Origin of the sequence: Teredinibacter franksiae, from assembly GCF_014218805.1 — a bacterium.
Classification (GTDB): Bacteria; Pseudomonadota; Gammaproteobacteria; order Pseudomonadales; family Cellvibrionaceae; genus Teredinibacter; species Teredinibacter franksiae.
Genome location: NZ_JACJUV010000001.1, coordinates 2,488,257 through 2,514,073, shown reverse-complemented (window position 1 = coordinate 2,514,073; position 25,817 = coordinate 2,488,257). Strand labels below are relative to the sequence as shown.

The window sequence follows — 25,817 nt, the reverse complement described above, 5'->3', positions numbered from 1 at the left end:
CGCGGCCAACTTTCAACAGCCTCCATTCACCTGCCCCTTAGCGCTTCTACTATAGTTATGTAACCCTCCTTAGTAGCTACACATTATGCAAAGCGCCCCCGACCACCCAAAAGAATCAGCACGGTTAAAAACACTGCTCGATTATGAAGTTCTCGATAGTGCTGACGAAAAGGCCTTCGACGAATTAACGGAACTGGCGTCCACCATTTGTGGAACACCCATATCCCTTATAAGTCTTGTGGACGATCACCGCCAGTGGTTTAAATCGCGCGTTGGTCTGGACGCGATGGAAACACCCAAAAATGTCGCGTTTTGCTCCCATGCCATTCTGCAAGATAAGGTGTTTGAGGTACCTAATGCGCAGGAGGATCCGAGGTTCTCCGACAACCCTCTGGTCACTGGAGCACCTGACATCCGGTTTTATGCAGGCGCTCCCCTTGTTGCGCCAGACGGCTCCGCTATAGGCACCCTGTGCGTGATAGACCGCGAACCACGAAAATTGTCCACCGACCAACAACGCGCCCTTTACGTTTTGTCCAAACAGGTCATCGGGCAACTGGAATTACGCCTACACAACCGCCAACTAGAACGCCTAAACCGCGAACAAGAAACCATGATGGCGTCCATCTCGCACGACCTGCGCTCGCCTTTCAGCGCCATCCTCGGGCTTACCAAACGCCTCACAGGTAGGGCCGAGCACTTGTCTCCCGAGGGCGTAGCAAAAGTGGCCCACGGCATACTCAATTCTTCAATGGCCGTATATCAATTACTAGACGAGATGCTGCAATGGTCCAGCCGGCGTTTTAACAAGAGTATTCAGGCACAACCCGTATCACTGGCCGCACTCACACTGGCTAGCAGCTCGCTACTAAACGAAACGCTACGCCTAAAGCAGATTGAATATACCTGTGATATTGATGATCAGATACAGGTATTGGCCGACCCCACACTGACAAAATCGGTTATTCGAAACCTACTCAGTAATGCGATTAAATTTACCCCTGAGAACGGTCGCATCAACCTAAGTGCGCAGTGCCATTTACAGCAAGTTGAGCTTTCCGTGCACAATTCCGGCAACCCTATTTCAGCTGAGCTGCGGGCAAAATTATTCGCGCATTCGGTTGATAGTGGCACAGGTACGGCCGGTGAAAAAGGCCTGGGTCTAGGCCTGCGCCTATGTCAGGAATTTATGGAAATGCAGGGCGGCAGTATTCGTTTAGACGAAGCGCAAAGTGACGGTACTGCCTTCATTATTAGCCTGCCGACCTGCGAACAGAGCGTGTAACCGCCCGCCGGGTGGTCACCATACCGGCTAACTACCAGGGTAATACCTCACCGGACGAATGCCAGAAGGTGCCACTGTTTTCTAACGTAAGCTCATCCATACGTATCATTAGCCGTTGAGCCGCTAATTCTGGCGAAATATCACCGCCAAACCCCACCATCTCCGTTTGTACGTAGCCTGGGTGCAGTAATGCAACCGCAACACCGTTGGCTTGTAGATCCTTTGCCAGAGACACACCCGCCGCGTTCAACGCGGCCTTCGACATACGGTAGCCATAGCGACCACCCGAATCATTATCGGCAATAGAACCCATGCGGCTGGTAATCAAACCAATTTTACTGCCATTTACCAAATGCGGGAGCAGGGCGATAGCAATGCGCAACGGGCCCATGGCGTTAATCTGGAATTGTCGTTCAATGGTGTCGAAATTCATCGCGCTCAGGGACTCATTCTCAAGCAGGCCAGCGTTATTAATGAGAATATCAACATCCACACCCTGCATGCGCTCCTGCAGCTTAACCATAGAGGCCGCAGACGTAACCTCAATACCTTCAATAACGCGGGCGCCACTCGCTTCCAATTCGCGGCTGGCGCATCGGCATAAACCGTGTACCATTGCGCCACGGCCCCTGTACTGACGCGTAAGTTCTAGGCCAATACCGCGATTGGCTCCGGTGATGACAACATTTTTTCCGGTTAGATCTTCACTAGGCATACTGCTGTGCTCCTCAATTAGGGCCTTAAGAGATAACAATCGCCATTCCCGCCCAAACTTTTACCCCTTGTTAAAAGGGGCTAATGGGCGACTAAAGGGCACCTCTATTGCGTATCATTGCTATCGTTTATTGCCAAACTTTACATCAATTAACGATGTTTATAACATCGCAGGCTTTATATCTTTGTAATTTGCATAGTGTACTCCATGTAAATTGCCAAAAAGTGCGGTTGACTATTTTTTACTCGGCATTCAAGGAGACATTTTTGTGCGACACATACTGATTTTGCTTACTTTATTCGTGGCATTTAACGCATTTGCTCTGGAGAGTGAGGAGGGTGAAACTGACCCTACACTAACAGAAAGGGAGGTGCGCGATAAACAAGTACGCGAGGCACTAATCAGTAGCCGGAAGGAGCAAAACTTTTCACTCTATAAATTGAATTATGGCATTCTCAACGACGACGATTTATTACTTCAATACAGTTTTAAATACCGCATTATTGAAGAATTTTATTTAGCCTATACCAATTTAATCTTGTGGGATATTTACGAAGACGGCATGCCTGCCGAAGATAACAACTTTATGCCCGAGGCATTTTATCGTTTTCTCATCGATAAAAAGTGGGGCAGCTCCATTGATGCTGGCTGGTTTCATCGCTCTAATGGTCGGCAGGGGCCGGACTCACGCGCCTGGGATAGATGGCAAGTACGCTTAAACTCTGAACACCAATGGCGAAATTTAAACATTTTGTGGTCTGTCACGGCTTATACCGATATAGATAAAAGCTCAAACAATCAAGATATCAATGATTACTCTGGGCCCTGGGATACCAATCTCGTTTTCCGAAATTTATTAGGCGATCAAAAAAGAGAACTCGACCTCAGTTTTAAGCTTGTTTCTGGAAAAGAGGGTTATACCTTTAATACTGGACAAAAAGTTGTAGGTCTCCATTATAGAATGCCATACGCCGCCTTTAGACCCACCATTTTTGCTCAATATTTTTATGGCTATGGTGAGCTTATTAAACACTACAATGTTAAAAGTGAATCCTTCAGGGCAGGGCTGTCGTTCCATTATTAACATGCATGTCTGCTGGCTAAAATGTTCCAAATTTTTTTGGCGCTCACAAAACCGAGCGCCAAAAAATCATTTATCCACTCGCAAGAACAACAATAACCCAGGTTTAGGGTGCCCGTAACACACAGCAGGAACCCGTTAACAAAGCTTTCTCAGCACCCCCGCCTTTTGAATGCCCCTCAGAGCCAAAAAATGGTTAACAGCCCTTCTGAATAGCCTCTTCAATAGAGGGATAAAGCGTGCCATTCACACCTATTATTGATTCTAAACAACGCGAAGGGGAAAGCTAAAAGCCCGAGGGATACAAGCTTCTATACTGATGGCAAACCTCTACCTATACGGCTAAACCAAAACTGTGTAAACCAAACCTGTGTAAACCATGGAGGCTGCCATGAAAATTCTCGCCATCAATGGTTCCTACCGCGCAAACGGCTTCACCGATCAACTATTGTACAACCTCACCCGTACACTCGAAGAAAAAGGCGCCGATATCGAACAGATAGATCTGCGCGATTACCCTATTGGCTTTTGCCTGAATTGTCGTGAATGCTGCCAAAAACCCGGTAGTGCAGCGGGTAAATGCATTCAAACAGATGGCATGGCCGCGCTTGTCAAAAAAATAGAAGCCGCCGATGCCTTTATTCTCGCCTCACCCACCAATTTCGGCTCCGTAACGGCACTGTTTAAGCGCTTTATGGAGCGCCTATTGGTGTTTGCTTACTGGCCTTGGGGAAAAGTAGCGCCCGCCTACAGAAAAAAAGGGCTTAAAGCTAAACCTGCACTATTGGTTACCTCCAGCGCCGCACCTGCGTTTATGGCGCGCTGGGCTTTTAGTAGCTTTGGACAGCTAAAAGATACGTCTAAAATCATGGGGGCAACAGTATGCGGTGTACTTAGCAGTGGGCTGGTAGCAGGAACACCCTACCCAACCATTAACGCTCGCATAAACCAACAGGTTAAGAAGGTGGCGGAAGATTTGGTGCTTCTAGGTGACAATTACTGTCGCTATATCCAAAAAAATGGCGGCCAAACGGCCGCCTAACTGACTTGTTGCCGGACTCTCCGGCGTTACTGACTGCAAAAATAAAAAACTTAGCGATTTAGCACTGACTTGAAACTAATTCACTAGTTCATCTTTCAAGATTCACGCCAATTTCGTTATTATTCATGAGCGTGGGTGAAAAGTAGGTATACGTCACATTATGGCTTCACGGTGTCGCATATTTCCGCATGAATCCTAGTGTTTTTTTTTGTTCAATTCCGTATGGGTAAAGCAATTCGACATAATTTCCCATCGGCGTGTACAAATCCACGCACTGAATGCACCACAAATATGCCCTCACAGGCCCTATGCACAAAAGTTAAACAGCGATAGTTGGCAGGTTTTAGCGCCAAGCGCTTAACTCAACCAAGAATAAACGTCATAATCGGCGCCTGATTTTTACTCTTCGGCCATTAGCCTTCACCAACATTAAGCGATACCACCATGGGAAGAACCTTCGAAAACCGCAAAGCCTCTATGGCCAAAACCGGCGCCATGAAAACCAAGCTCTACTCCCGGTACGGCAAAGAAATCTATGTATGTGCCAAAAACGGCGGTACCGAAACCGATAGCAACCTCAGCCTGCGCCGCCTGATTGAAAAGGCCAAAAAAGAACAGGTACCTGGTCATATTATCGACAAAGCGCTGGATAAGGCCCGTGGCGGTGGCGGCGAAGATTTCGTAACCGTGCGCTTCGAGGGTTTTGGCCCCGGCAACTGTATGGTGATCGTGGATTGCCTTACCGACAACAACAACCGCACCTTTGGTGAAGTACGCACTTGTTTTAATAAGGGAAAAGCCAAACTCGGCGCCCAAGGTGCCGTCGCTCACATGTTCGACCACCGCGCTATTTTCGCATTCAAGCACGACGACGAAGAAGCTGTGCTCGAAGCGTTAATGGAGGACGATGTGGATGTGGCCGATATTGAAAACGAAGACGGTGTAATAACCGTTATCGCGCCCCAAACTGAGTTTTTTAAAACCAAGACGGCCCTCGCCAAGGCCTTCAGCGATATTAGTTTAGAAGTGGAAGAAATAACCTTCGTACCACAAACCTATACTGAACTCGGGGCCGAAGACACAGAGCAGTTAGACAAGTTCTTGGATTTGTTAAACGACTGCGATGATGTGCAGGAGGTTTACCACAACGCCGACCTATAGCGTGCTTTATCGTTGTCTGGCTCCGCGCGCGCTCAGGCGCGCAGGTGGAGCCTAGAACGACCGCATAGGCGCTATTAAAAAATTTTGATCTTGTTTTTTTGATCCTGCTAAAGCACTCCCCACATCCATTTTGTCGCCTGCTAATTCTCCCTCGCCCCTTGACCCTAAGCTCAACTAGCTCGGTATATGCTCCTAAAAACCTATAACGACCCCTGGAACTTGAATGCGCATTTTATGTATTTGTTTATTAAGCTTTGGTTGTTTTACCGCCTGTAGTAATAACCTCCGCACCGCTCATCACACCTCTTGGCAGTACGCTATTGGCTGTGAAGTTTGGTCGCCCCTTAGCGCGCAAGGTAAGCACATCTTTTTTGGTTGTGACGACCAACGCTTCTACGCCTTCGATACTCAGCTAAAAGCGGTGACCTGGCAATTCAATACACAAGGTATTATTCGTTCTGGCTCCGTGGTGTGGGGTAATCGCATAGCCTTCGTCAGCGATGATGGCTATTTGTACTCCGTGGATATCGCCACCGGCCAATTGGCTTGGAAAACAGCCATAGACTCCACCTTAAAACCGAGGCGCATACCGGCACTTGAAGCACCCTATACCTACGACTACCGCAGCTCCACGCCGGTAGTGGCCAACAATCAACTATACGTGGGCAGCGCCGATGGACGGGTGCTGGCACTGGATGCTGAAACGGGAAACATTCAATGGCAATTTCAAACCCAAGGCGCCGTTAGAGCAGACCCACTGATTAGCGGCGAAACTCTATTTGCCAGTAGTTGGGATGGGAATCTGTATGCTTTATCACTCGAAACCGGTACCCAACGCTGGGCCTTTGACACCGGCGGTATTATTCAGGGCTCGCCCGTTTACGCCGCTGGAAAAATATTGACGGGAAGTCGAAGCACCAAAATTTTTGCGATAGATGCAGCCAGTGGAAAAGCCGTTTGGGAATATAAACATCCCGATGATTCCTGGGTGGATTCCAGCCCTATTGTTCACCAACAAACAGTCTATTTCGGCAGCTCCGACGCGCTCTCAGGCTTCGCTTTCAATATTGAAAATGGAGCGCTTTTGAATAAATATTTTACCGGCGGCTGGACGTGGGGAAAACCCGTGATTGTGAATGACACACTCTACCTAGGCGCTATAAGCGCACACCCCTACTATTTTCAAGGTGTAACACTCGCACAGGGTTTCCATGGGTTTAACCGCCACACCGGTGCTCGCATTAGCACTAACAAGTCCAAACCTATTCAAGGCTATATTACCGGCGGCTTTTTTGCAGCGCCGGTTGTGGTCAATAACCAGCTTGTAGTGGGTGGATTAGATGGCGTGATTTACGGGTTGCCCTTGATTGGCCCCGAGAGCCATTGATGCGTCCGCTTCTTCCCCACAACAGGCCAATGCTAGTTGCGCGTTTGCGTACACCGATAGTTTTTTTGGCTGTTGCCCAAGGCTCCGATAATACTATGCTCCCGCTTTCGCGGGAGTGGCTCAACCGGAGGCGCGCAAGGGCTTACAACTTTCTTCGAACAACTGTGCATACGCCACTTAGCCGCACGCCCAAGGAGAATAGTTTAGCTAAACAACCTGTAACGGTAAATGCCCCAACTTCAACGTCTCCAACTTGCCGATATAACTTATTTGCGCCAACAATAATTCGGCGGTCGCAACGGCATCCGCTAAGGCGTTGTGTTGCGGTGCTTGCGGTAGACCGTAACGTTTACGGGTTGCACCTAAACGTAAACTTATGCTCCTTCCCTGTAGAGTAATACGCTGCTTTTCAATGGCCATGGTATCAAGACAGGTGAATAACAGCGGACAATGAAATACATCTTGCGTGGCTTTTTGTAAAAATTGCATGTCGAGAGGCGCATGGTGAAACACTAGAACGGCATTTTGTGCCTGCTTTATTAACAGCATTAAAACAGCTGCTACACTTTTTGCCCCGGCAATATTCCTTTCGTGCAAGCCATGTATTCTGGTGCTGTCGCCAACGCCTTTTTCGGCGTGAATCAGCAGGTGTTTTGCGCTTGAATGTACAATACGACCGTTTTCTATCGCTACCCAACCAATGCTCAGCAAGTGATTATTTTTAACATCCAAACCACTCATTTCACAATCGACCACCAGAAAACGGGTATCACGAAATAATTGTGAGCCGCGAAAAGGCGCGCGGCTGTATAACGGTTCGAGTGCCGTAGTGCGCGCCTTGTCTTTATTCAGCCCGCGCCTGAACCGGTAACGCAGGTTATATAAGGCCACCGCCAAACCTCGCCTTCATCGCAGCCTGCCCCTGTCGAACCAAATGGAAGGCATCTTTAAGCTGATGACGCATCAGCGGCGACAGTGTTTTAGGATCAACATAGTTATCTACGGTATCACCGCGGCGGTATTCATTGCCCTGCGCCTCTAGGCGAATACCGGCAATAAATTCGTGGGCGTCGATTAAACTGGTTGCCAAGGCTTTAGACATAATGCCCGCCTCCAGCATAGCCTGCAGTCGTTCCATGGTGGTAACAGGCTCTAACCCTGCACTAAGGGCATAGGTACGGGCAATATCAACAATTGGCATAGTGCCCCGTTTTTTTAAATCCAGGGTGCTTTTGTGATCACCATCTTTTTCTAAAACAAATGTTTTGAAAAACCCGAGAGGAGGGGAATTGCCCAGGGCGTTATCACTCATCATTGCTAAGAAAATTGTGTTTTTCTTGGCTTTCTCCAGTACCGCTGCCCTCAACTGTGTAACAAGGCTTTCCTCCCCTTTTATGTGGCGCATATCAAAAAATATACTGGCATGCATTAGCGATTTTGGTGAAGGCTGTTCTATCCACCGACTGAAGCAGGTTTTCCAGCCCGCCAAATCCATACGCCATTTTGGGTTGCGCGCCATAACATCACCGGGGCAAAGTTTTACACCACACTCAGCGAGGCCGTCGTTAACAAACTCAGCTAGTTTTTTAAAGTAGTCGCCGTGACTTTGCAATAAACCGTCTTCAAGAATAAGTGCGTTGTCTTGATCCGAACCCAACACCTGTTCCTGTCGCGCCTGAGAGCCAAAAGACAGCCAAGAAAACTTGCCCGGTGCTTCGCCCAATGTATTTTGCGCGAGCGTTATCAAACGCTTGGTTATGCCGTCGGTTAAAGACGTAATAATTTCGCCCACATCTACCGCACGGGTATCGCGTTCAATCAGCGTAGCCACTAACTCGGGAAATTGTTTTGCTATTTCACACAGAGATTTTACCGAGTTTGCGTGCTTAATAGAGCCCGTTAAGGATACCGGTTCAATATTATTAGCCCGTACCACATCGCTTAAGCCAATTAGCCCCAGTAACTTGTCATTTTCCAATACCGGTAAATGATGGATATTAGCCGACATCATTTTTAGTTGTGCCTGATGCAAAGCTGCCGTGGGTTTAATGCTAATAGGGTTGGGTGTCATTACTCTGGATACAGGCTCGGTGTCTGTCACACCTTCAGCCAAAACACGCGTACGCAAATCACGATCCGTTAAAATCCCACGTAAGGTGCTATTTTCAGTGAGTAACAACGACGATATATTTTTATCTCGCATCAATTGCGCAGCTTCGCGAATACTGCTGCTCGGCGTCAGGGTGATGGCTGGGCTACTCATATAGCCCTGGACTCGCTGATCCAAGTAACTATGGGCAAGGGGCGAGGGGCTGGTAACGGGTACTTGCTCACGCTCCGGTTTAAACTGCTGCGCATGGCTATCGCACAAGTAGGCAAAGTAACGGTCAGATTTATAGAGCGAGTTATAGGCGAGAATGGGGATTTCGTAATACAGGCAATCTTCCAAAACCATTACACGATAAGCATCAATTGAAGCTTCCGATAACGTTTGTGGAATCAGAAAATCGCCTTCACTAAGCCGGTCTTTTAACTCGTTGGCCTTCCCGCGAATCTCCATGCTGCCACTGCGCACAATAACTAAACCGGGCGACACCTGCGCCTTATTTTGACAAAAGGTTAGCTGTGACCCCGATTTATTGAAGGCGGTAAAACTACTGGCGCACAGCGATTCCAGTGTGCTCGAGTCTAGATGTTGAAACAGCGCCTGATGTGAGAGAAAACTCTGAACATCGCTGATTTCACTTACCATTGTGTTATTTTCCGCTTAAGGTTTTTGAGCAAAATTATCGCGCTCGAACGAAGTTTCGAAATCCACAAATACGGCAGGTACCTCGGCATAATAGGTTGCCCCTTCAATCTGAGCCGCCAGCCGTACATAGGATTGCGCTGGGTCGTTAATCTTAACCTCCGCGTACCACCCTTCAGCGGCTTCACTGTTACTTGACGCCAAGCGCTCTGGCGGTGATTCCTGCTCACCATCATATAACGCTACCACCACATTTTGCAGGGGCAGCTCGGATATCAGTGTAAGCCCTATTAAGTGCGTTGACTTACGTTCGGCACGAATATTGATTTTAACGTCGGCATTACGCAGTGTGCAAATACCACTTTGATAGCGACAATTGGAGTTGGCCGCCAGCTTGTAGCTACCACCCTGTATGGCCGATTTGGGCTTTTCGGAAACTTTATAGTCAACCGCCAGATAAGCAATAATCGCCAACACAGGGGCAATAAACATGGCCAAAATAAAGTGTTTGTTTTTAAGTTGATTCAGCATTTTTATTTTTCTCTTTTACCGCTTTTTTGATATTTTTTCTTTCCTATTTGGGCGCTAATCGGCTACTCGAATTGGGTCGAAATCGCCCGAATAGTTTTTGCAATACTGCAACGCCTCCTGCAAGGACAAATACCACCTTACTTTAAAGCAAAATTAACGTCCAAAAATAAAATTTCAGCCCCATAAAAGAAAAAACACAGAGAGCTCTCGCTCTCTGTGTTCTCCCAAGCCACATTGCCGTTACTCGACGATCAATGTCCGGTAACGTCTCCTGCACCAGCAGGAATACGAATATCTTCTACCAAGTGCTGAATATGCTCCGGTGGTGCAGCGGTTACACGTGAAACGCTAAAGGCGACCACAAAGTTAACCAGCGCGCCCACGGCACCAAAGGCATTCGGCTCAATACCGAAGAACCAGTTGGCATCCATATCACCCAGGTAGGAGGTACTGGCTACAAACATAATACCTTTATGTTGGAACACATAAAGCAGGGTAATGGTAATGCCCGCTATCATACCGGCAATAGCACCTTCCTTATTGATGCGCTTGCTGAAGATACCCATCATTAACGCTGGGAATATTGAACTGGCCGCTAGGCCGAAGGCCAAGGCTACGGTTCCTGCGGCGAAATCCGGTGGGTTAAAGCCTAGGTAACCGGCAAGCACAATGGCACCCGCCATAGCAATTCGGCTAGCCAATAGCTCTTGTTGCTCGGTAATATCTGGCCTGAAAACGCCCTTCAACAAATCGTGTGATATCGCCGATGCAATAGCGAGCAATAGCCCAGCAGCCGTAGAAAGTGCGGCAGCCAAACCACCCGCCGCTACTAGGGCAATTACCCAGTTAGGCAAGCGTGCAATTTCCGGGTTAGCCAATACCATAATGTCGCGGTCGACTTTCACCATTTCATTGGTTTCTTTGTCGGCGTTATAGGTAATACGGCCATCGCCATTTTTGTCTTCAAACTTAAGCAGACCTGTTTTTTCCCAGTTAGAGAACCAGCTTGGGCGCTCAGCATACTGCAGCAATTCACCTTTACTAGGCTCAATGGTTTGATGCAGGTTCAGGCGAGCCATGGCGGCAACAGCAGGTGCGGTGGTGTAGAGGATGGTAATAAATACCAACGCCCAACCCGCCGATTTACGCGCGTCGCTCACTTTAGATACGGTGAAGAAGCGAATAATAACGTGGGGTAAACCTGCCGTACCAATCATAAGGCTGAGTGTATAAACAAACGTGTTAAGCGAACTTAGCCGTTTAGATGTGGTGTATTCGGCGAAGCCGAGTTCGGTCACCACTTGGTCGAGCTTATCCAGTAAAAAGGTGTCGGTTCCGCTTAACGTACTACCAAGGCCCAGCTGTGGCACAGGGTTACCCGTAAGCTGTAAAGAAATAAAGACGGCTGGAATGGTGTAAGCACAAATCAGTACACAATACTGGGCTATCTGGGTGTAGGTAATCCCTTTCATACCACCCATTACCGCGTATATAAAAACAATGCCCATGCCTATGAGAAGACCAATTTCGTACCTCACTTCGAGAAAGCGTGAAAAGGCCACGCCCACGCCTTTCATCTGGCCAATAACATAGGTTACCGACGCCACAATAAGACACACCACAGCGACAATACGCGCGCCCTTGGAGTAGTAACGGTCGCCAATAAATTCTGGCACGGTGAACTTGCCATACTTGCGCAGGTAGGGTGCCAAAAGCATGGCCAATAATACATAGCCGCCGGTCCAACCCATTAGGAATACAGAGCCGCCATAACCGAAGAAGGCAATGAGGCCCGCCATGGAAATAAACGAAGCTGCAGACATCCAGTCGGCTGCCGTTGCCATGCCATTGGCTACGGGGTGAATACCACCACCGGCCACGTAGAATTCGCTGGTTGTACCCGCTCGCGCCCAGAAGGCTATGCCGATATAGATGGCGAAAGTAAAGCCAACAACAATAAATGTAAGTGTTTGTAGATCCATGATTTTGCCCTTAGTCGTTTACGCCATATTCGCGATCGAGTTTCGCCATGCGATGTGAATAGAAGAAAACGATGGCCACAAAACCATACATCGAACCCTGTTGGGCAAACCAAAAGCCCAACTTGTACCCACCTATGCGAACTGCATTGAGTGCATCTACAAATACAATGCCTGCGAGGTAGGAAATTGCGAACCATATCACCAGCAATATCGCCATTAACTTTAAATTGGCTCGCCAGTAGGCTTTCATTTTTTCTGAATTATTCTCTGCCATTTTGTCCTCCGGTATGGTTGGAACGCTGCCATGCTAACAAAGTGTATTCCGCCAGCACACAGGGTTTCCCTGACAAAAAAGAGAGTAACAGGACTTTTTCAACAGGGCAGTGCGACTTTAGTCTAAGCGCTGGTTAAGCAGGGGGGATAAACGCTAGACTGGGGCTGGCGTGGAGCACGCCCTCAGTAGACGCTCCACAGGCATTAACCTGTTAACCAGTATAAGAATAGAAACGTGTCTCCACTCGTATTGATAATCGCTCTAACCGTATATCTAGCGGTGCTGTTCTGGATTGCACGGCTTGCCGACAAACGTCGCTACAGCCAAAGCAGCTGGGCCAAACATCCATTGGTTTATACGCTGGCGCTTGGTGTGTATTGCACGTCCTGGACATTTTATGGGCTGGTGGGAACAGCAGCATCCAGTGGTTGGTATTACCTGCCTATATTACTCGGGCCTATTTTACTCTTTACCTTGGGTTATCCATTGCTGCAGCGCATTGCCAGTATTTGCCGCCAGCAACATATTCACTCCATAGCCGATTTTCTTTCCTCTCGTTACGGTAAACGCCAGTCGATGGCGGTGGTGGTAACACTGCTAGTGCTCGTGGCCACGGTGCCTTACATCGCACTCCAGCTAAAAGCGGTAACAGACGCCATTTTGGTTAGTGTCAATACCTTTGCCTTCGCCAGTGAAGACATCACTCTAGCGATCGCGGCCGTTATGATTTTGTTTACACTGGTGTTTGGTGCTAACCGCCTCGATGTGTCCAGTTATCATTCCGGCATTATGGTCGCCATTGCTTTTGAATCCATTGTTAAGTTACTGGCACTGGTGGCCATTGCTATCTTTGCTTTGTTTCTTTCACAGGGTTTCGACCCCAGCCAGCTTAGCAATAGTGCAAATGTCGCTTTCTCGGAATCTACACTTACGCCCTCGTTTTGGGTAATGACATTGGTGTCCGCCTGCTCCATTCTGTGTTTGCCGCGCATGTTTCAGGTGACGTTTGTTGAATGCCTAAGCGAGCGCCATCTGCGCTTTGCGCGCAATGGCTTTGCTCTCTATATGCTGGCCATCGCCGTCGCGGTTTTTATCATCGCCTGGGTTGGCAACCAAGTACTGGCAAACACCAACGTTAACAGCGATACCTATGTACTCGCACTACCGTTAAATCACAACTCCAAAACCTTGGCCCTACTGGGTTTTATCGGTGGTTTTTCGGCCGCCACGGCGATGATTATTGTCGCCACGCTTACCCTTAGCCAAATGCTCAGCAATGATGTCATTCTTCCGTTGCTGATCCGCGCACGAAAAAATGAACAGGGCCCCGTACCCGACTATTCAACGTCGCTCAAAATGACACGGCGCTTAACTGCCACGGCGGTTATAGGTTTGGCTTGGTTGTACCAACACAGCCTCGCCGAAAATGTGGCGCTTACAGAGATAGGGCTCATTGCTTTCGCGTTAGTTGTACAGTTGGCTCCGGCGATGATCGCCGGGCTCTATTGGCAAAGAACAAACGCTATTGGGGTTTTTGCCGGCCTCGGGGCAGGCACACTTATTTGGTTTTACACACTGATGCTGCCGCTATTAGCCAACGCCGGTTTTATTTCTTCCAGCATTGTGGTGGAAGGTTTATTTGGCTATGAATTTTTAAGCCCACAGCATTTATTTGGGGTTTCCTATAGCGACGATTATACCCAAGGGGTAGTACTGAGTATTCTCACCAATTGCGTCGCACTGATTGGCTTTTCACGGCTCGATAAAGTCCGTTTGGCCGACCGGATACAGGCCGGTGCGTTTATCCATCGTGAACGTGTGCGTCAAGATAGCGCTGTTCACAACCTTAAAGTAAATCATGACGACCTATCGGCCTTGCTGCACCAATTTTTGGGTGAATCGGCTAGCGCACGTTTACTTGCAAACGATTCACCTAACCCCACAGACATAACAACCGACGATAAGAGTGCCTTCGTTAGTAGTGAGCTACTAGGCCATGCCGAGCAGGCCCTGGCCGGTGTTATTGGTGTCGCCTCAACACGTGCAATGTTGGTTAGCCTGAGCAGTGGCGAAAGCTTGGGTGTTGCTGATGTGGTGAATATTTTTGAAGAAACCACGCGCACGCTGCAATTTAATCAGGACATGCTATTTGCATCTTTTGAAAGTATCTCTTCCGCTATTAGTGTGGTGAATGCCGACCTAAAAATGGTCGCGTGGAATCGCCGCTACGAGCAAATGTTTAATTATCCCGCAGGCATGTTACGCGTGGGCAAACCCGTAGCCGAGCTGGTACGCTTTAATGCCGAGCGCGGCATGCTTGGCTCAGGCTCCGCAGAACAGCACGTACAAACTCGACTGCATCATTTAATGGCGGGCAAAGCCTATAGGGTGGTACGTAATCACAACCAAGGTGTAATCGAAATTAAGGGCCGCCCACTGCCCAAGGGCGGATACGTTACTACTTACGATGACATCAGCGAATTTATTGATGCCCAGAACGAACTGGAAAAAGCCAACCTCAATCTTGAGCAACGCGTACACGAGCGCACTGAGCAAATCGAAAAAATAAATCAGTCGCTACGCGATGAAATTCACAAACGCGAAAAAACCGAAGGTGAATTAATTGAAGTAAAATCGGTCGCCGAATCCGCAAGCGCGAATAAAACCCAGTTTCTCGCTATTGCCAGTCACGACATTCTACAACCACTGAATGCGGCAAATCTTTATGCATCGGCATTGCTTGAACGCTCCGGTGTCGATGAAGATCTACGAGAAAACCTACAGCACCTGCATAACGCTATTGATTCCGCCGAAGTAATTATTTCTAACTTACTTGAAATTTCACGCCTAGATACCGGCGCGTTAAAACCCCAGGTTCGATCCTTTGCATTGAAAGATATTCTCAATCCACTGGCGAATGACTTTCGAGTGCAAACCCCCGAAGGCGTAAAATTTCGCTGGCAGGAAACTGATTTATGGACTGAATCTGACCCAAAGTACCTACGGCGTATAATGCAAAACTTTCTCGCCAATGCCGTAAAATATACCCGCGAAGGAAAGATATTGCTTGGCTGTAAACGCCGGGGCAATGCCATTGAACTAAGCGTTTACGATTCCGGACCGGGTATATCCAGAACACATCGGCAGCGTATTTTCGATGATTTTTATCGTATTAACACCCAAACCGAAGGCGCGGGGCTTGGGTTAGGTATTGCTCAGCGCTTTGCTCAATTACTCAATCACCCGCTCAAAGTAAAATCAGAACTGCACCAAGGTAGCCACTTTTCGATTATGGTGCCCATGCGAGAAAAAGGTGAGGAGTCCGCTAGCGAGCCCTTTATTGCCAACATCACCGCCGGGCTCGAAGGCCTAAATATTTTTTACGTGGACGACGACGAGAATAACCTTCGTGCGCTACGCACGCTTATGGAAAATTGGGGCTGCGTTATTACCGATGATACCGGCGAAAAAAGTCCACAAAGCTATAAGAGCGAACTGGAAAAACCCGATGTTATTTTAATGGATTACCAGTTAAGAGATGGCTTGAACGGGGTAGAACTTGCACACCAGCTCTGCCTGCAATGGGGGCAGCTACCCGTTTGCGTAGTTTCTGCCGCTCCCGATGAAAAAATGGCTCAGGGTGTGGAAGACTACGGTTACGATTTTTTGCGTAAGCCCATTAAGCCCAATAAGCTGAGAGCTTTGCTGGAAAGGTATATGCAGAGGAAAAATTAGGATATGTCTTTTTCGGCACCACCAACAACCTAGGCACTGCGCTAGCGTTCAAACGCCGAGTTCTGTCATTACCTAAGGCTCCCACACCAACATGGGAGCCTTAAGAAAAATTGCGCAATCGAAGCGGTGCAATTACGGCAAGGCCACATCACCCAAAATTACAGCATCAATCACATGAATGACGCCGTTGGTGGTATAGATATCGGCGGTTGTTACTGTAGCACCGCCAATCGTCAGGCTAGCCCCATCAATCATTACGTCTATCATCGCACCGCTAGCGGTCTCAACCGAAGTACCGTTGGCTGAATAGGCGGTAACGGAGTCAATGGCCGCACCAGTTACCACGTGCTGTAAAAGCACCTCGGTAAGCGCATCGGTATCACCAACCAGAGCGGCAATATTGGCATCACCCAGTACCGCAAAGGCAGCATCGGTAGGCGCAAATACGGTGAAGGTTGTCGTTTCGTCCGCCAGCGTACTGTCCAAACCTGCAGCCTGTAGCAATGTTACCAGCGTAGTGAAGCTACCTGCAGCTACTGCTGTTTCAACAATATTATGGGTAGGCTCGCCCATATCAGCTGGAGGTATTAGCACCGCGTCTATCACGTGGATAATACCGTTGTCGGCCTCAACATCCACCATTGTTACCATTGCCGTATTCACTAACAGGGATTCGCCGCTTAGTGACAAGCCAATAGCGTCTTCATTTGCCATACCCACCGTGGTGCCTGCCGCTGCAATAGCACCGGTTGAGTCCACCTCGGCATCGGCTATTACGTGATACAACAAAATATCGGAAAGCGTGTCAGTGTCGGCTAGCAGTGCACTAAAAGTGTCTGTACCAAGCAGCTCAAAAGCCGCATCTGTAGGGGCAAACACGGTAAAATCTCGATCGGCGTCATCGAGCACTTCATTCAGGCCTGTTGCCTGTAAGGCCTCCACAAGTTTAGTAAAGCTACCGTTGGCAACCGCCACATCGACGATCGTGGTGGGTTCTGCTGTCGGCATGGCAATAGGTAAATTAATACCACCATTATCATCGCCGCCACAGGCCGCTAAACCAAAGGTTAATGTAAGTGCTGAGAATAATTTAAGTGAGTTGTTCATCGCTTCGTCCTCGTGTGAGTTGTGAAGCGATTTACGAGCCTAATGGCTGAAGGGATGACAAAAACTTGAATAGATCTAATCTTTAGATCTTAAAGGTTAACAAAGTTGATCCATTCAATTTAATACAGCGTAGAACTAGTAATGGCCCTAGTACTGGCGCCAGTATTTAGCGCCATAAATATTAAAAATCCTTCATCATTATTACCGCCTGAGTACGGTTGGTAATACCCAGCTTGCGAAATATCGCGGTAATATGTGCCTTAATGGTTGCTTCCGTTACACCCATTTCATAGCCAATTTGTTTGTTAAGCCAACCTTCTCTCATATAGCTGAGCACACGATATTGCTGAGGCGTCAGTGTGGCAATTTTGGCGGCTAGGTCTTTTTCTTCGCTACCCACAGGGGTGAGACTGGTACGAAAATCTTCACGTATCCAGCGGTCTCCATTAAGAATGGCCTTAATCGCCGCCTGAATATCCTGCGGCGAACAGGATTTTGGAATATATCCACAGGCACCGTGACCCATTGCACGGCTAATAGTGCCAGATTCTTCTACGGCAGAAATAATTGCAACCGGAGTAGAAGGAAATTTTTCACGCACCATGATCAAGCCAAAAAGATCTGTGCTCCCCGGCATGTGCAAATCCAATAACAATAAATCAATATCGTCATTGTTTTCCAGCTCTTGAATGGTGGTATCCAAGTTCGTCGACTGACTAACAACTGCATCGGGGTAATGGCGTTGAATAACGCCTAATATTGCGTTGCGAAAAAGCGGATGATCATCTGCCACATGAAAATGGTACATAAATAAAATTCATCTCCGTATCCAGCTGGGTATCTTTATTACCATTCCCATAAGTATAGGAAATGTAACCGGTTGTCCAAAAAAAAACAATTAGACTAAGGCATACAGAGCTATGCCAATAATATTAGGAATTATTCTCACTATATTAATAGCCCTTAGCTATTACATAGCCGGAGCTCTCTCCTAGCATATTCGACTTTAGTAGAACATAGACTAAAAGCTAATTGTTTCGTTAACTAAATAAGTTGATCTTTTGCCTAGTAGCACCCAGCAACAACTTCTAAAAATAATTTGAGGGTTGATCAATGAAATCATTTCAAAAGACGGCACTGGCAGCCTGTCTGGCCACAACGGCTTATGTACCTGCTTCTTTCACACACGCCATTGAACTGGGTAAAGTAGGCGACACCACTGTTAAAGTGGGCGGCTACGTTAAGCTCGACGCCATTATGAGTAATTACAGTGACGGTTCGCTGGGTGCAGGTAATTTAGGTCGTGATTTTTATGTGCCGTCGCTCACCCCGGTTGGCGGTGAAAGTGCCAACAACACCATGGACATGCACGCGAAACAAACACGCTTTAACCTTGGCACCACCACTACCATTGGCGAACATACACTGAAAACTTTTATTGAACTGGATTTTCAGGCCACACCCAATGGCAACGAGCGCGTATCTAATTCTTATAGCCCCCGTTTACGTCACGCTTTTTTATCCTACGATAAGTGGTTATTCGGGCAGACGTGGTCCACCTTCCAGAATGTTGGCGCTCTACCGGAAACCGTGGACTTCATCGGTAATACCGACTTCGGTATTTTTGTCCGCCAAGCCCAGGTTCGTTACACCACTGGCAACTTTCAGTTTGCCGTCGAAAACCCAGAAACTACCGTAACACCCTTTGAAGGAGGCGGTCGTATTGTAACAGACCAGAACCCTCTGCCCGACTTTGTCGGCCGCTATAATCACTCTGCGGGCGAACTGTCACTCAGTGCGGCAGTTCTTGCGCGACAGTTGGCCTATAACGATACGGTCACCGACAGCTCCACGTCCTCCATCGGTTTTAGCCTGAGCGGAAAATGGAAAATTGGCGAAGACGATATTCGTTTTGGTGTTAATACGGGTTCCGGGATGGGCCGCTATATTGGTTTGAACGTAGCCAACGGTGCGGTAATGGATGACAATGGTGACCTTGAAGCTATTAATTCCACCGCATTCTATGCGGCATATCGACACCTGTGGAACAGCGAGTGGCGTTCGAATATCAGCTATTCCACAATCAGTATTGACAACGATACCGATTTAACCGGAACCGCTGTTACCGATATGACCGATAGTTTACGCGTTAACCTACTCTATAGCCCGGTGAAAAGCCTTTCCCTTGGCGGTGAATACACACTGGCCAACCGTGAATTAGCGTCAGGGGCCGACGGCAGCATGAACCGCTTCCAATTTATGGCTAAGCTGGCATTCTAATAACCACAGAACCGCTGAAAATTTCAGCGGTTTTCCTTCAACATGGACAAAACTTTACCTTACCATCTGCAAGACTTTAAATTTCAAGTTCGCTTCTTTAATTCGCACTCTCTTTATGTCATTGAGTAGTAAGAGTTTTATTGCCATTGCCATTGCCATTGCCATTGCCATTGCCATTGCCATTGCCATTGCCATTGCCATTGCCATTGCCATTGCCATTGTCATTTACAGCAGCCTCCAATAGCTGCCTTACTATGTCTTCCATTTGTGCTTCATCAGCCGCTCTTTGGTTATCACGTAAGCTTTTCATATAGGGCGATTCAGGTTCAACTTGAATATTCGGCAGAATCTCTTTTACAACGTTGTCGCCATTCCAATCTGGGGTTATATGCGAATCGAAACTTGTTCTAAATTTCACAAATTTGTCTTCGGCTATAAATAGGTAAGCATTAGAATCGTATAGCACATCATTTTTTGCACGCACCTCGAAGGTACTGCGGATACCCGCGTAAAGTACGTCATTGTGCTCAAACTCAAAACCTACCGTTATTGCCTCTGACACTTCTTTGTAGTGGCCTGCCTCCACACCGTACTTGACTTCCTCCAACACGTGATTCATTTCATCGGCGATTACCGACAACTTATTCTCCCACTCCGTATCAAGAATAGGGTACACATAAAGAGTGATAACATCGTACCGATAGGCCTTATCTAACCACGCTAAGGAAGCCCCATACAAAGGGTCATCATATACATGAAGCTCTTTGGCTATAAAATTTTCCGTTTCTTCCGGATACTGAAATTCAGCACTATGCCCCACGGATTGCTTAACCTGACTCGCACCACATGCAGACAAAAAAACCATTAGATTTGCCAAAACCAGTCTGCGCATATTAGATTTCTCGCGTAATCGAATAACTTCGGATAGTATTACAACATTGCCCTGTTCAAATTGACAACTTCCATGAAAGCTGACACTGCCAATAAGGAATTTAGACTTTTACGAAAAGGCACCGCAAAGCTGGTTGTTTTTACTTGTAGGCCCACGCCTATTAGGGTTTTTCTTCGGCGCTTTGTGTGGAGGCTACGGTCGGCGTTAAAACTTGTCCGCAGAGCACCAAATGCCCTCAGACTCTCCACACGAACGTACCGCACACAAACCAGAGGAAAAAAAATTAAATAAGCTCCCTAAAGATGAGGAAGCGATATTATTGATGAACTTCGTAAGTACTCCGTCGCTAATGCGGGCGCTAGTGGTTTAGCTATCATATAGCCCTGCGCATAGTCACAACGATAGCTTTCCAGTGCATCCATTTGCTGCTGGGTTTCTATGCCTTCCGCAACCACCCGCATTTTTAAGTTATGAGCCAGTGATATGGTAGCGCGCACTATTTCGTGTGCGCCCGTATTGTCCGTATTTGTATCGTAAAGCGCATTAACAAATGCTCGATCAATTTTTAGCACCTGCACCGGTAATTTATCTAAGTAGCTTAGTGACGAATACCCTGTACCAAAATCGTCAATCGCAAGCTCAATATTTCGCTGGCGCAATGAATCCAACAGTTGGTCAACGGTATCGGTAAATTTCATCAGCGCCGACTCTGTAATTTCGAGCTTAATATTATTGGGGTTTACCCCCGTTCGCTCAAAAACGGCATCAATACGCTGTAATAGATCGGCCTGCCCTAGCTGTACCGCGGAAAGATTAACGGCTATTGTTGGCAGCGGCATTAAATCTAAATCGTGCTTCCATTGGTGTAACTGCATACAGGCCGTTTCCAGCACCCATAGACCAATATCAAAAATCAACCCTAACTGTTCCGCCATAGGAATAAATTTGTCCGGCGGGATCATGCCTTGGGTTGGATGTGTCCAGCGTAGGAGCACTTCAAAGCCACTCAACTCTCCCGTAGCAACAACCACGATGGGCTGGTACACAACACTGAACTGCCCACGCCTTAGGGCTTGCTTTAAGTCATTCTCCAGTTCAACGGCATCCAGTGTGTGCTGTAGAATTTCTTCGTCAAACATTTGATAAACGCCGCGGCCCCGATCTTTTGCACGCTGCATGGCGATATTCGCGTTTCTCAACAGCTGGGTGGAGTCTGAATAGTGAGGCTTGCCAATCACCATGCCGACACTTACACTGAAATTCATACGAATTTTTTCAATAATAAAGGGTTCACTAAAAGCGACAATTATCTGCTCTGCCAAATCGAAAGTGCGCTCCGTTCCGGTAACCTCGTCGATCACCACGGTAAACTCATCGCTACCAAGTCTTACGGCATGCTCGCCTTCAGGCAGCAATCTTTTTAAACGATCAGAAGCGGCCAATAACAGTTTATCCCCAAGTATGTGGCCATGGGTATCGTTAATTTTTCGAAATCGGTCTCCGCCAATAAAAAACAATGAAAATTCAGTATCGCTCTCTCGACATTGCATTAAGCGATGATCCAAGTGGTTCAGTAACCACGCACGATTTTTTAACCCGGTAAGAGAATCGTGATAAGCAATATAATTGGCACGCTCTTCCGATTCTTTACGCTCTTCTATTTCCGTTTCCAGCTCTTGGGTTCGATGCGCAACCCGCTGCTCCAATTCCGAATTCAATTGCACAACGGCGCGATTTGCGCGCTTAATCATTGCCGTTTGCTCGCCCACCATTAATTCAAGCTCTTTTTCGCGCCGCTTATTACTACGTAAGCGTAAATAGCTGAAACCGTACAGAATTAATAAAAAACAACAGATCCACATCAACCTAGCCCACCAGGTTTCCCACCAGGCCGGCAAGATTTTCAAGCGTAGCTCTTTGGCCGCGCCAGACCAAACGTCTTCGTTGTTGGACCCTAACACCTGGAATGTATAGGTACCCGCGTCGAGGTTAGTGTAGCGCACACGCCTCTCGGAACTTGACACATCGCGCCACTCATTTTCCAGGCCGAGCAGACGATAGCGATAGCGATTTTTTAAAGGAGAAATATAATTTAACGCGGTAAAATCAAATGCAATATCACGCTGACTATAGGGCAAGCGTAGCTCTTCAGTATGGTCAATGGAATTAGGCAGCCAATCGTTTGTACCGGAATCAATTATTTTCTGTGCGAGCCTCAGCCCTGTAAGGTGTACAGAAGGCGCGTGCTCGTTTCGCGGAAGATGTGCGGGGTCGAAGCTGCTAAAACCTGTAGTACCACCAAAATACATACGCCCGTCGCGGGTTTTCAATTGGCTATACCGGTTAAAATCGGTGCTGGCCAGCCCATCAGAAACATCAAACGACAAAAATTCTTGAGTGCGCGGATTAAAACGGCTTAAACCATCGCGTGTACCCAACCATAAGTAGCCCAAGTCGTCTTCTTCAATGGATACCACGTAATCGTCGGCCAACCCGTTTTCGGTTGTAAATTTTTCAATCCCCAGAGTTGCGGGTGAGTATCGATAAAATCCGGCATTACTGGCCAGCCAAACAATGCCGTTTCTATCTACATGAATATCGTTAATCGCCTCGGTAATATCCTCGGCTGCAGCTTTGAAAATTTTGTCTTTCAATGAAAATAATTCCAGCCCCTGGAAACCCGCAATCCAGAATGTTTCGCTATCAATGGCAACGATATCGTTTACGGAGAAATTTCGAATCCAGTCCAAATTCTCGGCATCAAGGGGGAAAAACGCTTCGAAAGTACCGTCTACAGGGTTGTAAATTTGCAGGCCTCGTCGCCATATGCTCATCAGTAGGCGTTGGTCCTCCATAACCACTATGCGAAACACGTTATTGTTTGCCAGTGTTTTGTTTTTATCGGCGGTGGGGTTGCGCAATATTCTTTTGATTTTTCCGGTTTTAGGGTTTAACCGATTTAAACCGCCACCCCAAGTTCCTATCCAAATGTAGCCCTTTGCGTCTTCTGCTAAAGCCAATACAGAATCAGTTGAGATACTCGATGGATCAGCCGGGTCGTGACGCAAGTGTGTGAACTGTTGTGTACGCGTGTCGAATTTGTCTAGACCTCCGCCATCGGTAGCGATCCAAATATTACCGTCGCGGTCTTCCAGCATACCAAGTACATTGTCGAACGCTAACGAGCGCGCATCCTCCCGGTTGTGTTGGTACGAACGAAACTTTTCCACATACTCGCTTACGCGGTACATGCCATATGAGCCTACCGAAAACCATACAGTGCCGCTGTCTTCAATATGTATATCGTCTATTGGCCCAGGGGGAAGATGAAAGTTGTTGTGTGTAGAGGACGGCAGGTATTCCATGGTTCCACGCCGCTTATCGTAACGGTATGCGCCTTTTTTATCCGTACCTATCCATATACGGCCTAGACTATCTTTTTGCAGGCTCCAAAGCGCATTCGTAGCCAGTACATGCGGCGAATCGCTTTCGGTTGAATAGCGTGTATAGGTACCCGTGTCTGGATTGAGTACGAATAAACCGTCATTACTGGCCACCCATAAAAATCCATCGTCATCCTCTTTCAAGTCGCGAATGGTGATTTCGCCAAAGGCAAAATTTAGCGGAAGTTCGTAGGTACGGTAAGCTTGATTTCGCAAATTAAACAAGTACAGGCCAGCACCAGACGCCACCCATATTTCTTCCGAACCTTTTTTGGCAATAATTTTGCGGATAAAACCCTTATTAGTATTATTAAACAGTCGCTGTAAAACTTCGCCGGTATCGGGGTTGAAGCTGGTTAGTCCAAATCCCTCCCCACCCAACCAAAATATGCCGTTGGCGTCTTCGTATATTGCTCTAATAGCGGTATTGCCGGCCACTATAAAAGTGGAAAACGTCTCCGTTTTAGGGTCGAATACATTTAGATTTGTACCTGCCGCCCAAAGTCGCTGCTGGGAATCGATCATTAAGGTATTAATAAAACTGGTGCCTATTACGCCGGGCTCGCTGCCGTCACCAGAAAATACTTTAAAGCCATACCCATCGTAGCGCTTAAGACCGCTATCGGATGCCAGCCAAAGATATCCGTATTGATCTGTAGCCACCGCTGAAACAATATCTGAGCGCTCGTTTTCTTCCAAATACATTGGGTGAACCCGGTGAATGCCGGCCCAACTGGAGGCGTACATTACGGCTATAAATAACCCCATTAGAAGTCTCAAAGTTCGAACTCCACACAGTTTCGACCATTGGCCTTTGCTTTGTACAGGGCTGAATCCGCTCGGCGGAATACTTTGTCGAATGATTCACCTCGCTGCGCAACGCTAACGCCAATACTGGTGGTAATCACTATTTCGGGCTCTCCCTCCACTCGACATTCGCTGGCGACCAGACGTAATTTTTCAGCAAAGTCCGCAAGTGGCGCTTGTTCAGCAATAGGGCACACCACAATAAATTCTTCCCCACCCCAGCGCGCTAACACATCCCCGTGACGCAGGCTTAACTGCACGCTAACAGCAAGCATTTTTAATACTTTGTCGCCTAGGTCGTGTCCCCAGGCATCATTTATGCGCTTAAAATAGTCAAGATCCAATACCATCAAACCATAACAGGAGAAAGCCGAATCCAGCCCGTATAATAATTTTATCTTGGATTCAAGACCATTGCGGTTAAGCGCTTCGGTAAGTGGATCTCGATCTACCAGCTCCTGCAGATCTTCCTTTTCTATTTCCATATTGTATTCACGTATTCGCAGTTCGCGAATAAGGTCGCGTTCATGATCGGCTTTTTTATACAGTGAGTAAAAGCGAAAAATACCTTCCAATAAAAAAGTCGACAACCAGAATGTGAATATCTGCAAAAATAACGTTTCTGTTCTTACCCACTTTCCCACCAAAAAGACTTTATTGATTTCAACATTGTGAGTGCCAAATTCAATAAAATCGACGCCCACCTTAGTGATATTGTCGAATTCGGGGCTCGACCACTGTCTCCGTACATTACTTTCTGTTATCCACCAGTCGGCTACATTAAATTCCGATAGCTTAATGCGTATAGGTGTAATAGTTTCTTCAACTCTAAAAGTCATACTTAAAAATTTGCCGCTTTCTCTTTTATTTGAAACCGCATAAACCGGGTTGTGATTACGCATGTACACGCGAATTCTCGTTGCCGAACCGCTGTAACGCATATGCACCTCTACACCCTCATAAGCACCAAAATTTTTGCCCTTACTGATATCTGGGTCCCAGTAGACATCCCAACCGCATCCAACAACATCTGTTACCTTAAAAATGCAGGTCCAAGAACTTTTCGCTTCGTCTGTCCAGCGAGAGGACTGGCCGGTTTTGGGGTCGAAGTGACCATAAAGCTGTGTAACACCCGTGTCAGAGGGGTAGAGTAACTCACGCTTTTCCGGCAAAAAATAATGGCCAATCAAAACTACTAGAGTAATGACCAACGCCACATTTCTTACTTGAGCGTAGCGACCCAGCCTCATACCTGGCACCTGTAATCACACATTTAGGCCTTCCTACTTAAGTTTTTTAGCGCAAATATTCCAGCGGGTGCCGGACATTGGCTTTATATACTCGGT

The 25,817-nt window shown here is 47.4% G+C and carries 18 protein-coding genes; 7 read left to right on the top strand and 11 right to left on the bottom strand.

Annotation, left to right across the window (positions count from 1 at the left end):
- Positions 1 to 85 precede the first annotated feature (85 nt).
- Positions 86 to 1,285, top strand: a complete 1,200-nt coding sequence (locus H5336_RS10400; protein ID WP_185233927.1) for a GAF domain-containing sensor histidine kinase — start codon at positions 86 to 88, stop codon at positions 1,283 to 1,285.
- A gap of 31 nt (positions 1,286 to 1,316) precedes the next feature.
- Here H5336_RS10400 and H5336_RS10395 read toward each other — a convergent pair whose 3' ends face one another.
- A complete protein-coding gene (locus H5336_RS10395; protein WP_185233926.1) occupies positions 1,317 to 2,000 on the bottom strand; it encodes an SDR family oxidoreductase in 684 nt (227 codons plus the stop codon).
- Between the two features lie 268 nt (positions 2,001 to 2,268).
- Between H5336_RS10395 and H5336_RS10390 the strand changes: the two genes are divergently transcribed.
- From H5336_RS10390 to H5336_RS10375, 4 genes are all read left to right on the top strand, one after another.
- Complete coding sequence (locus tag H5336_RS10390) at positions 2,269 to 3,084, top strand: phospholipase A (RefSeq protein ID WP_185233925.1); 816 nt, start codon at positions 2,269 to 2,271, stop codon at positions 3,082 to 3,084.
- 388 nt (positions 3,085 to 3,472) lie between these two features.
- Positions 3,473 to 4,123, top strand: coding sequence for a flavodoxin family protein (locus H5336_RS10385; protein WP_185233924.1), 651 nt, complete (start codon positions 3,473 to 3,475; stop codon positions 4,121 to 4,123).
- Between the two features lie 444 nt (positions 4,124 to 4,567).
- Entirely contained in the window at positions 4,568 to 5,284 is a 717-nt protein-coding gene (locus tag H5336_RS10380) for a YebC/PmpR family DNA-binding transcriptional regulator (RefSeq protein ID WP_185233923.1), read from the top strand.
- A 223-nt stretch (positions 5,285 to 5,507) separates the two neighbouring features.
- Complete coding sequence (locus H5336_RS10375; protein WP_185233921.1) at positions 5,508 to 6,671, top strand: outer membrane protein assembly factor BamB family protein; 1,164 nt, start codon at positions 5,508 to 5,510, stop codon at positions 6,669 to 6,671.
- A gap of 207 nt (positions 6,672 to 6,878) precedes the next feature.
- On the opposite strand, the gene H5336_RS10370 is transcribed toward H5336_RS10375, so the two are convergent.
- The 5 genes from H5336_RS10370 to H5336_RS10350 form a co-directional block, all read right to left on the bottom strand.
- Positions 6,879 to 7,562: a 3'-5' exonuclease gene (locus H5336_RS10370; protein ID WP_313556866.1), complete on the bottom strand. Its 684-nt coding sequence runs from the start codon at positions 7,560 to 7,562 to the stop codon at positions 6,879 to 6,881.
- Entirely contained in the window at positions 7,549 to 9,423 is a 1,875-nt protein-coding gene (locus H5336_RS10365) for a DUF294 nucleotidyltransferase-like domain-containing protein (RefSeq protein ID WP_185233919.1), read from the bottom strand. The genes H5336_RS10370 and H5336_RS10365 overlap by 14 nt, the downstream gene beginning before the upstream one ends.
- Positions 9,424 to 9,438: 15 nt before the next feature.
- Positions 9,439 to 9,951 (bottom strand): hypothetical protein, encoded by a 513-nt coding sequence (locus tag H5336_RS10360; protein ID WP_185233917.1) that lies wholly within the window; start codon positions 9,949 to 9,951, stop codon positions 9,439 to 9,441.
- Between the two features lie 251 nt (positions 9,952 to 10,202).
- Entirely contained in the window at positions 10,203 to 11,933 is a 1,731-nt protein-coding gene (locus tag H5336_RS10355; protein ID WP_185233915.1) for a sodium:solute symporter family protein, read from the bottom strand.
- A gap of 10 nt (positions 11,934 to 11,943) precedes the next feature.
- Positions 11,944 to 12,207, bottom strand: a complete 264-nt coding sequence (locus H5336_RS10350; protein WP_185233913.1) for a DUF4212 domain-containing protein — start codon at positions 12,205 to 12,207, stop codon at positions 11,944 to 11,946.
- A 234-nt stretch (positions 12,208 to 12,441) separates the two neighbouring features.
- Here H5336_RS10350 and H5336_RS10345 point away from each other — a divergent pair, with 234 nt between their 5' ends.
- Positions 12,442 to 15,942, top strand: a complete 3,501-nt coding sequence (locus H5336_RS10345; RefSeq protein WP_313556859.1) for a PAS domain-containing hybrid sensor histidine kinase/response regulator — start codon at positions 12,442 to 12,444, stop codon at positions 15,940 to 15,942.
- A 132-nt stretch (positions 15,943 to 16,074) separates the two neighbouring features.
- On the opposite strand, the gene H5336_RS10340 is transcribed toward H5336_RS10345, so the two are convergent.
- Together H5336_RS10340 and H5336_RS10335 are read right to left on the bottom strand one after the other, a co-directional pair.
- The gene (locus H5336_RS10340) at positions 16,075 to 17,049 is read right to left on the bottom strand and encodes a fasciclin domain-containing protein (protein ID WP_185233911.1); all 975 of its coding nucleotides are present in this window, start codon (positions 17,047 to 17,049) and stop codon (positions 16,075 to 16,077) included.
- A 181-nt stretch (positions 17,050 to 17,230) separates the two neighbouring features.
- Complete coding sequence (locus H5336_RS10335) at positions 17,231 to 17,857, bottom strand: response regulator transcription factor (protein ID WP_185233909.1); 627 nt, start codon at positions 17,855 to 17,857, stop codon at positions 17,231 to 17,233.
- A 305-nt stretch (positions 17,858 to 18,162) separates the two neighbouring features.
- Between H5336_RS10335 and H5336_RS10330 the strand changes: the two genes are divergently transcribed.
- Complete coding sequence (locus H5336_RS10330; RefSeq protein WP_185233907.1) at positions 18,163 to 19,329, top strand: DcaP family trimeric outer membrane transporter; 1,167 nt, start codon at positions 18,163 to 18,165, stop codon at positions 19,327 to 19,329.
- 118 nt (positions 19,330 to 19,447) lie between these two features.
- Here H5336_RS10330 and H5336_RS10325 read toward each other — a convergent pair whose 3' ends face one another.
- The 3 genes from H5336_RS10325 to H5336_RS10315 form a co-directional block, all read right to left on the bottom strand.
- Positions 19,448 to 20,221, bottom strand: coding sequence for a hypothetical protein (locus H5336_RS10325; RefSeq protein WP_185233905.1), 774 nt, complete (start codon positions 20,219 to 20,221; stop codon positions 19,448 to 19,450).
- A 296-nt stretch (positions 20,222 to 20,517) separates the two neighbouring features.
- Positions 20,518 to 24,444 carry an EAL domain-containing protein gene (locus H5336_RS10320; protein WP_185233903.1) on the bottom strand — a complete coding sequence of 1,309 codons (3,927 nt, stop codon included), beginning with the start codon at positions 24,442 to 24,444 and terminating at the stop codon, positions 20,518 to 20,520.
- Positions 24,441 to 25,721, bottom strand: a complete 1,281-nt coding sequence (locus H5336_RS10315) for a GGDEF domain-containing protein (protein WP_185233901.1) — start codon at positions 25,719 to 25,721, stop codon at positions 24,441 to 24,443. Before H5336_RS10315 ends, H5336_RS10320 begins: the two co-directional genes overlap by 4 nt.
- Positions 25,722 to 25,817: the final 96 nt, after the last annotated feature.

What these genes read in the sequence shown, in the direction of transcription:
- H5336_RS10385 (WP_185233924.1), top strand. Translation starts at nt 3,473, where the DNA reads ATGAAAATTCTCGCCATCAATGGTTCCTACCGCGCAAACGGCTTCACC.
- H5336_RS10315 (WP_185233901.1), bottom strand. Translation starts at nt 25,721, where the DNA reads ATGAGGCTGGGTCGCTACGCTCAAGTAAGAAATGTGGCGTTGGTCATT.
- H5336_RS10330 (WP_185233907.1), top strand. Translation starts at nt 18,163, where the DNA reads ATGAAATCATTTCAAAAGACGGCACTGGCAGCCTGTCTGGCCACAACG.
- H5336_RS10335 (WP_185233909.1), bottom strand. Translation starts at nt 17,857, where the DNA reads ATGTACCATTTTCATGTGGCAGATGATCATCCGCTTTTTCGCAACGCA.
- H5336_RS10360 (WP_185233917.1), bottom strand. Translation starts at nt 9,951, where the DNA reads ATGCTGAATCAACTTAAAAACAAACACTTTATTTTGGCCATGTTTATT.
- H5336_RS10350 (WP_185233913.1), bottom strand. Translation starts at nt 12,207, where the DNA reads ATGGCAGAGAATAATTCAGAAAAAATGAAAGCCTACTGGCGAGCCAAT.
- H5336_RS10365 (WP_185233919.1), bottom strand. Translation starts at nt 9,423, where the DNA reads ATGGTAAGTGAAATCAGCGATGTTCAGAGTTTTCTCTCACATCAGGCG.
- H5336_RS10395 (WP_185233926.1), bottom strand. Translation starts at nt 2,000, where the DNA reads ATGCCTAGTGAAGATCTAACCGGAAAAAATGTTGTCATCACCGGAGCC.
- H5336_RS10325 (WP_185233905.1), bottom strand. Translation starts at nt 20,221, where the DNA reads ATGCGCAGACTGGTTTTGGCAAATCTAATGGTTTTTTTGTCTGCATGT.
- H5336_RS10355 (WP_185233915.1), bottom strand. Translation starts at nt 11,933, where the DNA reads ATGGATCTACAAACACTTACATTTATTGTTGTTGGCTTTACTTTCGCC.
- H5336_RS10375 (WP_185233921.1), top strand. Translation starts at nt 5,508, where the DNA reads ATGCGCATTTTATGTATTTGTTTATTAAGCTTTGGTTGTTTTACCGCC.
- H5336_RS10380 (WP_185233923.1), top strand. Translation starts at nt 4,568, where the DNA reads ATGGGAAGAACCTTCGAAAACCGCAAAGCCTCTATGGCCAAAACCGGC.
- H5336_RS10340 (WP_185233911.1), bottom strand. Translation starts at nt 17,049, where the DNA reads ATGAACAACTCACTTAAATTATTCTCAGCACTTACATTAACCTTTGGT.
- H5336_RS10400 (WP_185233927.1), top strand. Translation starts at nt 86, where the DNA reads ATGCAAAGCGCCCCCGACCACCCAAAAGAATCAGCACGGTTAAAAACA.